The 12,691-nt window shown below is 69.1% G+C and carries 10 protein-coding genes and 2 pseudogenes; 7 read left to right on the top strand and 5 right to left on the bottom strand.

The window, feature by feature from the left end; all coding sequences use genetic code 11:
• Positions 1-112: 112 nt before the first annotated feature.
• Together ACWD5O_RS30395 and ACWD5O_RS30390 are read right to left on the bottom strand one after the other, a co-directional pair.
• A complete protein-coding gene (locus ACWD5O_RS30395) occupies positions 113-775 on the bottom strand; it encodes a tetratricopeptide repeat protein (protein WP_450006601.1) in 663 nt (220 codons plus the stop codon).
• Between the two features lie 230 nt (positions 776-1,005).
• The gene (locus ACWD5O_RS30390) at positions 1,006-2,064 is read right to left on the bottom strand and encodes an IS110 family transposase (RefSeq protein ID WP_450087428.1); all 1,059 of its coding nucleotides are present in this window, start codon (positions 2,062-2,064) and stop codon (positions 1,006-1,008) included.
• 311 nt (positions 2,065-2,375) lie between these two features.
• On the opposite strand from ACWD5O_RS30390, the gene ACWD5O_RS30385 reads away from it, so the two are divergent.
• Complete coding sequence (locus tag ACWD5O_RS30385) at positions 2,376-3,212, top strand: IS110 family transposase (protein ID WP_450087427.1); 837 nt, start codon at positions 2,376-2,378, stop codon at positions 3,210-3,212.
• Between the two features lie 101 nt (positions 3,213-3,313).
• Positions 3,314-3,526, top strand: coding sequence for a hypothetical protein (locus ACWD5O_RS30380; RefSeq protein ID WP_450087426.1), 213 nt, complete (start codon positions 3,314-3,316; stop codon positions 3,524-3,526).
• Positions 3,527-4,118: 592 nt separating this feature from the next.
• On the opposite strand, the gene lexA is transcribed toward ACWD5O_RS30380, so the two are convergent.
• The gene (gene lexA, locus ACWD5O_RS30375) at positions 4,119-4,769 is read right to left on the bottom strand and encodes a transcriptional repressor LexA (RefSeq protein ID WP_450087425.1); all 651 of its coding nucleotides are present in this window, start codon (positions 4,767-4,769) and stop codon (positions 4,119-4,121) included.
• A 615-nt stretch (positions 4,770-5,384) separates the two neighbouring features.
• Between lexA and ACWD5O_RS30370 the strand changes: the two are divergent.
• A pseudogene (locus ACWD5O_RS30370) lies at positions 5,385-6,200 on the top strand (alpha/beta fold hydrolase); the annotation flags it as partial.
• 93 nt (positions 6,201-6,293) lie between these two features.
• Here the strand turns inward: ACWD5O_RS30370 and ACWD5O_RS30365 are convergent.
• Positions 6,294-8,726 carry a M14 family metallopeptidase gene (locus ACWD5O_RS30365; protein WP_450087424.1) on the bottom strand — a complete coding sequence of 811 codons (2,433 nt, stop codon included), beginning with the start codon at positions 8,724-8,726 and terminating at the stop codon, positions 6,294-6,296.
• Positions 8,727-9,510: 784 nt separating this feature from the next.
• On the opposite strand from ACWD5O_RS30365, the gene ACWD5O_RS30360 reads away from it, so the two are divergent.
• Positions 9,511-9,759, top strand: coding sequence for a DUF559 domain-containing protein (locus ACWD5O_RS30360; protein ID WP_450087423.1), 249 nt, complete (start codon positions 9,511-9,513; stop codon positions 9,757-9,759).
• A gap of 196 nt (positions 9,760-9,955) precedes the next feature.
• Here the strand turns inward: ACWD5O_RS30360 and ACWD5O_RS30355 are convergent, their stop codons facing one another.
• On the bottom strand, positions 9,956-10,849 hold the full coding sequence (locus ACWD5O_RS30355; protein ID WP_450087422.1) for a hypothetical protein: 894 nt from the start codon (positions 10,847-10,849) through the stop codon (positions 9,956-9,958).
• 605 nt (positions 10,850-11,454) lie between these two features.
• Between ACWD5O_RS30355 and ACWD5O_RS30350 the strand changes: the two genes are divergently transcribed.
• From ACWD5O_RS30350 to ACWD5O_RS30340, 3 genes and pseudogenes are all read left to right on the top strand, one after another.
• Complete coding sequence (locus tag ACWD5O_RS30350) at positions 11,455-12,285, top strand: hypothetical protein (protein ID WP_450087457.1); 831 nt, start codon at positions 11,455-11,457, stop codon at positions 12,283-12,285.
• Complete coding sequence (locus tag ACWD5O_RS30345; RefSeq protein WP_450087455.1) at positions 12,170-12,493, top strand: NucA/NucB deoxyribonuclease domain-containing protein; 324 nt, start codon at positions 12,170-12,172, stop codon at positions 12,491-12,493. Before ACWD5O_RS30350 ends, ACWD5O_RS30345 begins: the two co-directional genes overlap by 116 nt.
• Before the next feature lie 11 nt (positions 12,494-12,504).
• A pseudogene (locus tag ACWD5O_RS30340) lies at positions 12,505-12,691 on the top strand (hypothetical protein); the annotation flags it as partial.

Genomic DNA, 12,691 nt, shown 5'->3' with positions numbered 1-12,691 from the left:
GTAGCGCTCGGATCGCGGCAGAAGCGGACGTCACGGCGAGCACGACGGCTGGTGCTACGAGCTCTATGAGGTCGACCCGGCCAACTGCCGAAACTCTGCCGTGGCCACACGCCTAGATCTGCGTTCTCGCCTGCTCGATGTGTCGCATGATGGCGTGAGCACCGTGCGCGCGTGCGACGGTATGTGCCTCGTCGAGTGTTGCGAGCGCCTCCGCTCGGCGGTCCTGAGCGGCGGCGATGTAGGCCAGTCCGATCATGTTGGAGGCCACGCCCGGCAGGGCCCCGATCTCTCGACGCAGCCGTGATGACTCCTCCAGCCGCTCGCGTGCCTCGTCCAGCCGGCCGGCCGCGTGCGCCGCTATGCCTAAGTGCCTCAGCGCCTCGGACCAGGTCGGCTTGTCGCCGGTCTGCGCCGCCAGCCGGCAGGACCGCTCCAGGTACGGAACGGCGGTCTCGTTGTCACGCCGGATGAACTGGTAAAGGCAACCGATCCAGAACAATGCCTCGGCCTCGCCGCGGGTGTCGCCCAGTGCCCGGTACAAGTCGAGCGCACGCTCGAACAACGGAAGTTCAGTCGGATCCTCGGAAGACAACGAGCCGGCGTCCGCGTCCGCGCTCTGAAACCGCGCGTGCACGATCCTCCCACGCGCCAACGCTGCATCGGCCTCTACCGCGTCCAAGCCCTGTTCGGCGTCGATCAGCGCGCTGGAATCCCCGCCGTATACCGCCCGTTCATAGAGCTCTCTGGCCCGTTCGATCCGATCGTCGATGCTCATACGCCGCCCCCGCTGGCATCGCCACTATGTGCCGGATCTAGCAGTCTAGCCAGGGCAAGGCCGGAGAGGACGTCCGCTCATCGGCTACTTATCTACTGGTGCTACGACCGCAGCCCGGCCAGGCTTGGTCGAGGTGACCGGCGGGGTGGCTCTCTCATCGGCTGCCCACCGCGGTTTGGTGTGGCTCTCATCTGGCATGCCTCCTGCCGGTCACCGTGGCGCGGAGAGGCTCAAGAGCGCCTCTGTGTGTCAACCCTTCCGGTCGTCAGCTTCAGTTGATCTCTGATGAGGTGCCGGTAGAGGACGTTGGTGAGGCGGCGTTTGAGGGCGCGTCGCGCCTCGGCGGGTGTCTTTCCTTCGGCGAGTTTGCGCTGGTAGTAGACGCGTCCGGGTCCGGGGTCGCGGGCTTGGACCAGCGCGATGGTGTGCAGGGCGGTGTTAAGTTGCCGGTTGCCGGTGGGGTTGAGTCGGTGGCGGCGGCGTTCGCCGCTGGAAGCCTCCAGGGGCGAGGTGCCGGCGTAGCTGGCGAAGTGGTCGGCGTTCGGGAAGCGGGTGATGTCGCCGACGTGGCCGAGCACCTTGGCGGCGATGAGATGCCCGACGCCACGCATGTCCACGATGGTGGAGTGGGTCTCGGCCAGGACCTGCCGGGTCTGGGTCTGGGTCTGGTTGGCGTGTAGCCGCCGGTCCAGGTGGCGCAGGTCCGCGATCATGTCCCGGGCCAGGTCGCGGCGACAGCTGTCGGTGGCGGTGAACGGCCGGACGCTGCGCAGCAGCGCGGCGGCCTTGTCCGCGGTCAGGTCCAGCGCCGCGCCGCCGGGGATCAGATCGCGCAGCAGCACGTGGAGTCGGTTGAGTAGCCGAACGCGTTCGCGGGCCAGGTCATCTCGGCGCTCAGACAGCAACCGCAGACGGGTGTGGTCGTTCTCGGCCGCGACGGGGCGCAGCCGTTTGTGGCGCAGGGCGGCATGCGCGACGCTGGCGGCGTCCGCGGCGTCCGTCTTGCGGGTGCCGCCGGTGTCCAGCAGACGGGCTCGGGATGCGAGGGTGGCCGGCACGTCGACGACGTTTTCGCCGGCGGCGGCCAGCAGTTGCGCGATACCACGTCCCAGGCCGGCGGCGCCTTCGACCGCGAATCGGCGCTGCGGCCAGCTGACGGCCCAGCCGGTCAGCGTCTTGTATGCTGCGGCGTTGACGGTGATCCGCCGAGTCGCGAGGAGCTGACCGGTCTCGTCGAGGGCGACGGCGGTCAAGGAGGACTTGTGCGGGTCGATGCCGATCGTGATCACGGAGGTCTGGGGTTCCTTCCACCAGGCGAATGAGGAACAACGCCGTGGCGGGCAGCCTGACTTGAAGAAGTCCTTGAGCACGCCTCTGTTGAGCCACGCCACGGCCGGGCGCCGGCCAGCCGTGGCACGCTCTTGAAGAGCCAGCCCGAGAGCGGCAAGGGGTATGCGAGCCAGTGCCGACCGGCGCCCTGACGCTACGGGCTGCAGACCCCAGCGCCTGAACCCAGTAGACAAGTCAGGGGTCTGCCCAGCTTGAAGTAGCGCTGCCCTCCTCGCTGACATCAGCCCTTGTCTGATCGAGGAGGACGAGCGTGGGACGCGTCATCATCGGCATGGATCCGCATAAGCGGTCCGCGACCATCGAGATCATCAACGACCGCGAGAAGATCCTTGGCCAGGGCCGGTTCACTACCGACCATGACGGCTACCGGACGATGCTCAAGCTCGGCCGGCAGCACAAGGACCGGGTCTGGGCGGTGGAGGGCTGTAACGGGATCGGCCGGCACATCGCTCAACGCCTCGTCGCCGACGGCGAGACCGTGGTGGACGTGCCGGCGAAACTGTCCGCGCGGGCCCGCGTGTTCGACACCGGCCAGGGCCGCAAGACCGACCCAGTCGACGCCCACAGCGTCGCCGTCGCAGCCCTGCGCACCAAAGGTTTGCGGCAGGTCGCCGTCGACGACGCGACCGTTGCGCTGCGGCTGCTCGTCGACCGCCGCGACGGTCTCGGCCACGCCCGCACCGACCTGCTCAACCGCATCCACAAACTCCTGCTGGAACTACTGCCCGGGGGAGCCAAGAAGTTCCTGTCCGCCCCGCAGGCCCGGACACTGCTCAACACGATTCGACCGCGCGATCTTGTCGGGGCCACCCGCCGGCGGCTGACGTCGGAACTGATCACCGAGCTCGCCCAGGTCGACAAGAAGATCAAGGCCGCGAACAAGGAACTGACCGAACTCGTCGAGACCATTGGCAGCACCCTGCAGGACCTCAACGGCATCGGTCCCTCCGGCGCCGCCCGCCTGATCGGCGACATCGGTGACATCAGCCGATTCGCCAGCCGCGGGCACTTCGCCTCGTGGACCGGCACACGACGGCTCAGGATCCCGGTCATCTCCCCATGGCCAACCGCGGAGTACAGCGAGTAAACCACCTTTTGGCCGCCGTTGACCTTGCCGGCCAGCAGTGCCGTGACCATGTCGGTCTTGCTCGGCAGCGTCTCGCCGGCGACCGAGAATGGCTTGGTGGCGTGGCCGAGACCCAGGTCGTCGATACGAGCGACGAGCGCGTTGAGGTCCGCCTGCGCCTGCGCGATGTTCGAGGGTGCGCCGGCATTGGTGGCGTTGTTGACGGCGGTCTTGTTCGCTTTCCAGAGCACCAGGTAGGTGCGGGCGACCCGCTGCCGGACGGTGAGCTGCGGGTCCATAAGCCAGAAGGCGAACCCGGCGCTTTCCAGGGCTGACCGGCACAGGACTGCCGCACCCAGCTTCGGCACCGGCGGCGGGAAGGGCGGCTCCAGGAGCTTGCGGATGCCGGTCAGGTAGTCCTCGACCGCGACCATGCTCAGTTGCGCCATCTCGAACGCCATCGTGGGTTCCTGCCGGCCCCAGGCAACCCCGTGCACATCGACCTCACTGTTCGCCAGCTCGTCATCGAACGCCGAGCCCGGCCGGGGCTGCCAGAACGCCGGGTCGAGCCGGCGCACGGCGGCCCGGCTCGTGAGGTCGAGCACCTCCCGCAGCTGACCCAGCAGCCAGTCCCCGTCCGGGCTCGCCTGAGCAGCAGCCGGGGAGCCCGGAGCGAGGGGGTAGGGCGGCGTCGTCATCTCCATAGGATGCACCGCCACCGGCCAGGCGGCCGACGCCGGCCGCCGCGCCGACGTAGCGGAGACCCGCAGCGTCCTGCTAGACCAGCAGGACGCGGACCTCCGCGCCCAGGCCACTCGCCTGACCGGTCAGCTCGACACCACCAGCAACTGGGCGGCCGACTGGTTTCCATGGCATCGCTGCAGGCGAAGGGCAGTGCCGGCGTCCACAAACAAATGCCGGCCCGACCTAGACGCGGCGAAGCACGCAGACGACCTTGCCCAGGATGACTGCATGTTCGGCGGAGATCACCTCGTAAAGTGGGTTGCGGGGGACGAGTTCCGCCCGACCGTCGCGGGTCCGGTAAACCTTGACCGTCGCTTCGCCCTCGATCATCGCGGCGACGATGTCACCAGTCTCGGCGACCGCCTGCTGGCGTACAACGACCACGTCGCCATCGCAAATTGCCGCCTCGATCATAGAGTCGCCTTTAACGACCAGGGCGAACAACGTGCCGTGCCCTACTAGCATGGAAGGTAGTGTCAGTTCGTCCTCGACGTGTTCCTCGGCGAGGATCGGGGTGCCAGCAGCGATAGTGCCGAGCACTGGGACTCTGACGCCGGGCTGGTCGCCTCCGTTCGGCGCCGTCCCGGCCTGCGCCCCGCGGATGTCGACCGCCCTGGGCGCGTTTGCATCACGGCGCAGGAGGCCACGCCGTTCCAGCGCCTTCAAGTGGTGCGCTACCGACGACGGGGAGCCGAGCCCGACCGCCGCACCGATCTCCCGCACCGTGGGCGGGTAGCCCCGCTGCTGGATCCACTCTCGTATCACCGTCAGAATGCGCTGCTGCTTGGCGCTGATCTGGGGCGGCTCCCCTTCGGCCTCATCGGAGGTAGTCATCCACGCACGATACAACGAACCTTAGAACAAGAGTGCTAACGTGCTCCGATCAACTCCGTTCGCACAACCGTTGACGACGAGGGCGGCGTTTCCTCCGGGGCCCTCGTCGTCTAGTTCAGGTCTAAGTGGTCGGCTGGGCGGTGCCAGGCAGATCCTCACGCACGAGGTAGACAGCAAAACCTCCCAGGATCGAATCGTCGCGCTCGTTGTATTCGAGGAGCACCTGATCCGCTGGATCGACTCCCGACCTGCGGGCGAGTTCGATGAACCGGAACAGCTCGCCCCAGGTCAGGTCCGTGTCAATGGCCAGGGACAGCTTGAGGTTGACGGCCTTTTTCTCGACGGCGGCACCAGCTCAGCAGCGCCACCCAGTAGCCGTGCGTCCGGTTCATCCCTGATGTTCGACACGAGATGGAGGAACCACGCGAGGGCGCGTCCACCGGCGGGATGAACGGTCCCGGCGTGAACGACGGTCAGGCGGCAGAGTCGGCCTCGATCTCGCCCGATGGCTCGGTCGCGCCTGGGACCGCTAGCGAGTCCTGGACCTCCCGCAGGATCGACACGGCCGGCATCGTCGCGATCAGGGCGTTCACCGGCGCACCTCGCCGGCGAGCGATGCCAGCAGCGCGTCTGCAGGACCGCCCTAGCCGCTCGGCGTCGACGTCTCCGGCCCACCGCTACACGGGGGATCCGCTGATCTGCCTGCCGGGCGGGCCGATGCAGCCTTCGGCCCACCTCGGTGACCTGGGCGGGTTGTCCGCGCGTCGCTCGCTGGTGCTGCTGGATCTGCGCGGCACCGGGGAGTCCGACGTCCCGGCGGACCCGGCGAGTTACCGGTGCGACCGGCAGGTCGAGGATGTCGAGGCGCTGCGGGTGCACCTCGGGCTGGACCGGCTCGACCTGGTGGGGCACTCGGCCGGTGCGACGCTCGCCCTGCTGTACGCCGCCCGGCACCCCGACCGCGTCGGTCGTCTCGCGCTGATCACGCCCAGTCCGCGGCCGGTCGACGTGGAGGTCAGCGACCTGGATCGCCGGGAGCTGGCCGAGCTCCGACGGGGAGAGCCCTGGTTCCCGGCGGCCTTCGCCGCCTTCGAACGCATCTGGTCGGGCCAGCCCACCGCCGCCGACTGGGAGGCGATCACACCGTTCACCCACGGCCGGTGGGACGCCGACCGCCGGGCCCGGGTCGCCGGGGAGGCGGGGCAGCGCAACGACGACGCAGCGGCCGTCTACTACTCGGCCGGGGCCGTCGACCCGGAGGCTGTCAGGTCCGCCCTCGGTCACCTTCAGACGCCGGTCTTGCTGCTCGCCGGCGAGTACGACGTCGGGCTCCCGCCGAAGCGCGCCGCCGAGTACGCCGGCCTGTTCCCGCGGGCCGAGTTGGCGGTGCAGCCGGGCGCCGGGCACTATCCGTGGCTCGACGATCCGGAGTGGTTCGTGGAGACGATGGCCGGATTCCTGCGTTTAGCGGTGACGGCCGCGGCGCCCAGGATCGCCGCGGCCGTCCCTACCTGCCGTGATTCGTCAGCTGGTCGGCAGGACCGCCTGGCCCTTGCGGTAGTTCTTGCCGCTGCCGTCCGGGGTGTAGTTGTTCTCGACGTTGCCGGCCGAGTCGACCGAGAACCAGTTGATCCGGGTGCCGGCCGGGATCGTCAGGGTCTCCCCGCCCTCGCGGATGCCCGCCGAGCCGTAGAGCGTCGACGAGTACGTCGGCGTAGCGCCGTCGAGGGTGTAGAAGACCGAGGCGGGCTCGGAGACGCCGACGGTCACGTTCACCATGCCCGGTGTCGAGCTGGGGGCGACCGTGAGGGTGCTCTCCGGGCGGGTCCGGTCCTTGGCGAAGTCCCGGGCCACCCGCATCAGCTCGACCAGGCCATTGGAGAACTCCATCGCCTCGGAGTGCGCCTCCTCCCAGTCAGGTTGGAAGGACGTGCCGACCTCGAAGTTCCAGGCGTAGATGCCGTACTTGTACCAGAGCATGTCGCCGGAGTTGCCCGCCGCCGAGTAGAGCACGTCGGAGATCGGGCCCGTGCGGGCCGGGGTCACCGCCATGTTCCGGTGCTGCTTGATGGCGGTCAGGATCCGCGAGGACGCGCCCCAGAAGGCCGACTCCTCGGCCAGCGTCGGCCGCGGCGCCGAGGTCCGGTCCGGCAGGGCGTACGCGCCCGGCGACCACATGAAGTAGTTCCCGGAGGAGTGCAGGTTCATCGAAAACTTGATGTTGGGGCGGGCAGCCAGCCAGTCGACATTGCGGTTCTCCGGCTCGGAGAGCTCGCTCGGCCCGGCGTAGGTGCCGCTGGTGCAGCTGCTCGACGCGCCCGAGTACCCGTCGAAGAGGCTGTACTCGGTGTAGTTGCGGTTGTTGTCGACGCCCCACGAGTCCCGGCCGAGGAAGTCCGCGGCCCCGGTCGACGGGCAGTGGTTGGTCATGTTCTTGCGCTGGGAGTTGAAGTCGTAGAAGGAGTAGTGGCCGCCGTCCGGGTTGACCGACGGAGCGATCCAGATGTCCAGGTTGTTCAGCAGCTGCTTGGTCTGCCCGTCGTGCGCGTAGTTGCGCAGCAACCGCTCGGCGGTCTCGACGGCGACCAGCGGCGGCACCCACTCCCGCGCGTGCTCCTGCGCGTAGGCGAGCACTCCCGGCTTCGAACCGTCCCTAACCTTGCCGATCCGGATCGCATACACCGGTTGCGGATCGCGGGAGACGGAGGCCGGCGCACTCAGGTCGTCGGTGAGCGCGGTCCGCGCCGCCGGCGCGACCACGCCGTTGCCCGGGCTGCCGCGATAGGTGTACGCCTTGACCAGCGACCCGGCCGCGGCGTTGAGCGCCGCGACGACCTCGGCGGCGGTGCTGGTCACCGCGCCCGCGCCGTCGGTACCGAGGGCCACCCGGATGGCCTTACCGCTCACGGTCACCGCCAGCGCCGCGTTGCCGGCGCCCGGGTTCACCAGCTCCACCGAGATGTCGTTGCCACCCTGGTGCCCCCAGGCCAGGGAGTCCACCGCGACCCGGCTGGCGTTGGCGCTGCCGAGGACGGCCTGGGCGTGCCGCCGGTAGCCGTTCGTCTTGTACGGCAGCTCGACGATCTCGGCCAGGTTGGGGAACTCGGCGGCGAGCTGATGGATCCGCGCGTACAGCTCGGTCGGGGTGAGGTAGCTGGTGACGAAGTCCTTCTGGTAGCCCGGCCCCTCCGGGCTGGTCTCCGGGGTCGGCAGCCACTCCTGCACCTTGACCTCGGCCACGTCCCCGGTTGGGCTGGTGATCCGGATACGGTCCGGCCGGCTGGTCACCGCCGAGGCGCCACGGTGGTAGAGGTAGACGCCGGCGTCGACAAAGCGGGAGATGGTCTGCGTGCCGCCGGAGCCGATCGCGGTTCCCGGCCCACTGTCCCGCTCGACGGTGAGCGTGTTGCTGGCTGTCTGGCCCTGCGCCCACTTCGCCTCGACGGAGAGGACCTGGCTGGTCCCGGAGGTGTAGTAGTCCGCGCGGATGATCTTGATGTCGGAGACGTCCGGAGCGGTCGGGTCGGCCGCGGCGGCGGCGAACTCCCGGTTCTCGGCGAGGTGCGCGGCGATGGTCGACTCGCGCTCCTCGACGCGGGCCCGGGCGTCCTCGGGGCGATGCAGCACGTCGCCGAGGGTGAAGCCGGCCGCGGTCAGCCGGGCGGCTTCGCTCGGCGTGATCACCGCGTGCGCGACCACGCCGTTCTCCGAGCGTTCGACATTGTGGTCGAGGTCCACTCCGGTGGCGACCAGCGCGTCCAGCTCCGCGGTGCCGGCGAGCAGCACCTCCACGACGTTCGCCGGCTCACCGGCGACCGGGCTGGAATCGGCCGGTGCGCCGGCGTCCGGCGCGGTCGCCGAGGCCGGGCTGATCAGCAGCACGACGGCCATGGCGGCGGCCAGCGCCGCCGGGACCGGGAGGCGGCGTCGCCACCGCGCGGGTAGGGATTTCGGCATGGTGATGTCTGCCCTTCTGGCTACTCGGCCTGATGGCCGTAAAAGATGGCCGAGGGGCACGCGCGGGGTACGCGGCTCCATCCGTTGGGTCGCGTGCGGTCGTTGCGGCAACCGAGCGCGCGACACGCTGAGAAAGGGAAGGTGACGTCGTCCGGCTCCGTCGCCTCGACAGGACCCGCATCGCCGAATTGCGGGGTGTCGAACGATGGTGACGGAGGCTCTCCGGTGACAGTTGGTGGACTGAGGCAATCCTCAGCTGTCACAACGTGACCTGTCAATCCTCTGCTGGGCCCGTTGACTCTCGGGCCGTAGTCCTCACCGAACACGCCGAAGAGGTGGGGTAGGTGGGCAGGTCCCGCGCCAAGCCTTCCTGAGCCCAGAAGGCGTCGACGGACCGCCTGCTGTCTCCGGTCAGGTCACCGCGGAGCGGACGCCGAGGCCGATGAGGACGGCGCCGGTGAGCCGGTCGAGGGTACGGCGCACGCGCGGGGTGCGCAGCAGCCGTGCGGCTGCGCCGGTGACCGCGGTCCAGCCGGCCAGCCGGCCAGCCAGAAGGTGTGCAGCAGGGCGTGTGCGGTGGCGAGCACCAACATGGGGACCAGCACCGGCATGACGGGTGGAGGAACTGCGGGGCGAGGGTGAGGTAGACGGCGGCGGCCTTGGGATTGAGCACGTCCGACACGGCCGGGACATCCCAGCCCTCATTCCTCAGGTGTATCTGCACTACGACCCCTACGCCAGGTCCGAGCGGGGAGCGGCCGGAGCGGTCTTGGCCCGTCAGCGCATGGACTTTCTGCTGCTGCCCAACCGGGGCCGGATTGTCATCGAATGCGACGGGATCCAGCACTACGCCGATGACCTCCGTCGCGCCGACTCTCGCCGGTACGCCGAGATGGTCGCCGAGGATCGGGCGCTGCGGCTGCGGGGTTACGAGGTCTACCGCTTCGGCGGGTACGAGTTGACCGAGGGCCCCGAGTCCGAGGCGCTGCTGGACACGTTCTTCGACCAGTTGGCCAGCAGGCACACCACGTGACGCTGTCGTGGACCCGTTAGCACGCTGACCTGCTCCGGGTGGACCGGGCGCATGACTTCCCGTGAGGGGCTCTCGCAGGGCCCATTCGGCGGGACCTGTCTGCCCTCGCCCGCGAGGTTGGTCTACCGCCCGGCGGCGATGAGCGCTGCGCGGCGAGAACCATGGTCGAGCTAGCAGAACATGGCCGGCCTACCGGTCAGCTGAGGTGATCACGCGGGGCGCTGCTATTGGCGGCGCCGTCTGACGCGATGAGCACCTTCCGTCCAGTAACAGTGCCGGCGGCGAAGTCGCCGCGCGGGTACCCGCTGATCCAGATGGCGCGGTGCTCGCCCATGCTGGCGTGCCACTGCTGCTTCCAGTGCCCGCGCACCCAGTGACCACGGACGGGAGCGCCGGCGCGGGCGGCGCGGGCGGCGTCGAGCTCCTCCTGGGCGTGTTCGGGCCGGCGCAGATGCACCCGTCGGATCAGCGGATCCGGGCGACCGGCGCGCTGGGCGGCCTGGCGGGCGGCCTTCGACCCGGGTGTGGTCTCGTCGCGGACGAGCGGAGTGCGGCACAGCGCCGCGAAGGTCTGCAGGATGCGGTTCGGGCCGGCCGGGCCGCCCTGGTCGGCGGGTGGCGTGCCGTACAGGCCCATCACGTAGGAGACAACTCGCAGCCCGCGGTAGTGGATAGCCAGGTCGGGATTGCGGTAGCGGTCGAGCCCTGTGTGCCGTTCCCATCCGGCGATGCTCAGCGCCGGCTTGTCGCTGGTTGACAGGCCGCTGGTCCAGGTGATGGCGCTGATCTGCCGGCGTGCGGTGTCGTCGTGCTGGTCTTGCCAGACGGCAGGCAGTGGCCGGGCGAAGAGCACGATCCCGTTCGGCGCCGGCAGGTGATGTTCGAGGAACGGCTCCGGCGGGTAGGTGCCCGCCGCCGCAGCGACCAGGTCCACCATCGGCGGGTCACACCAGATCGGCGGGGACTCCGAGAACGCCTCGGCGCTGTCGCGGGCGCTGGCCTCGGCGAGCTGCCACCGTGCGCTGTCGGCTGCATACTCGGGCCACTCCCCCGGCCTGATCCTGGTGGAGGTCGAGTTCGTTACTGACAAAGCGGCGCAATCTTTCCGCCCGCCCGCGGAGATCGTCGCCGAGATGACGGCTGACCCGCTTCACTGGGCACACTCGTCCACGCCAACCGACGAGGGCAAAGCCGGTCAGCGGCCTTCAATGTGTCCAGCTACGTCCGCCGTCAGCGGCCCATGGCGGGTGTGAGGCTCGGCTGCCTACTCAGTTGAGATGGTATCCAGGCTTTGGCGGGTGACAACTTCACTGCCATCGTCGATCGCGCTCAATGCGGCCGCGCGGACCAGATGGGACAGGCTACCGATCATCCCGCGCGTGCGTTGGTGAAGGTACCGGTCCAGGCCGGTGAGAGTGCCTCGGTCGTGGCGGTGCAGCCGCAGGGCAGACTCCAAGGTGGCCACCAAGCCCTCCCACGCAGCCCCGTAGGGAATCGGCCCGGTGTTAACCACCACCCAGCGCCTAGCAGCCTGCCTGCGGTGCACTGCGGTGACCAGTCCGGAGTTTTCGGCGTTCGTCCCAGCGCAGACGAAGGTGGCCGGCAGCCCTTCGGTGAAGTACCTGAGGTGGTCGGAGACATCCGCACCGGTGGTGACGGCCGCTCTTCTCTACGGCACCGCCCGGCCGCGGACCGGTGATCTCTTCACTGAACCACGTTGCCGGCGAGTTCGCGCCGCTGTACGATCCGGGCAACGCGGTCGTACCGATCACCTGGTGCGCCCAGAACACCCCCACGTGCACGCTTGTGCTGGCGCCTGCGGCGCAGGCGGTGCGGCTCGTTGTGGTCGCGCCCGTTGCCGCCGCCGGCACCTCCTGGGTCGTCGTCGCGATCTCGGGGATCGGCATCGGACTGGCGCTGTGGGCCCTGCTCGAGATTCTCTTCCCCGGGGAGATCGGCATTCACGGCCTTCTCGAATACCCGATCGATCACGATACCGACTTCGACACGTTCGACAACTGGGGCGCGGACGAGGGCGAGTGGTACAACAGCCTGAAGGTCTACGCGGAGGTGATCAAGACGACGAAGCTCGTGGCCGACCGGAACAACATCCCCTTCGCGTGGACCGACGCGGAGGACGCGCGGCTCAAGCGGATCATCGACGCGGCGTGCACGGCCCAGCGCGGCGCTCAGGGCACGGCCGGGTGCGACGACAACGTCGCCGTCTACGTCCCCGGCGGTGTGAACTACAACCTCAAGCCGATGCCGAAGACCGGGGGCCTACATTGTGACCGCCATGGGCGACGGAGGCTTCCCGCAACCCCCGGGGCGGGCCCAGTGGTTCTACCCGGCACGCAGCAAGTATGGCAATGCCGCCAAGACCGCCGGCTACAACCACAAGTGGTACGACGTGCGGCCGGAGTTCCAGACGAAGTTGTGCACCGGGCGTGCGGCCGGGTTGGCCTGCGACGAGTTCCCGTTCTGGGTGACGAACCAGGCGGTCAACCTGTCCGGCTTGGTCGCTGACGTGCAGCCGGTGCCAGGAACGGAGTCGTCACCGCAAGGCAATGACATCTCCGGGTTCTACCGCAAATGCGACGTGGACGACGGTGAGCGGTTCATCGTGCTGCCGGTGAAGCCGTGGGTCGCGGCGAACGGGCCGAGCTTCGGGTTCACGGTCAACCAGGGCGGGGCCAGCCTGTGCATGACCCCCGAGGCGCCGGCAGCTCCGTGATGCTCGATGACATGCGCGTGCTGCGTGACGCGGCGGCGGAGTACCGTGCGGCGGCGACGGCTGCGGGCGTTGAATGGCCCGAGCACGCCGAAGCGCCCGTCGCGCAGCCACCCGACCTGGTCTACCGGCTCTTCGACGTGGACCACGTCGCCGAGCAGCTGACCTGGTTTCAGTCGCAGGGGTGGCACTCGCGGCGGC

Source organism: Micromonospora sp. NPDC005161 (assembly GCF_053599855.1).
This window is presented reverse-complemented; position numbering and strand designations above follow the sequence as displayed.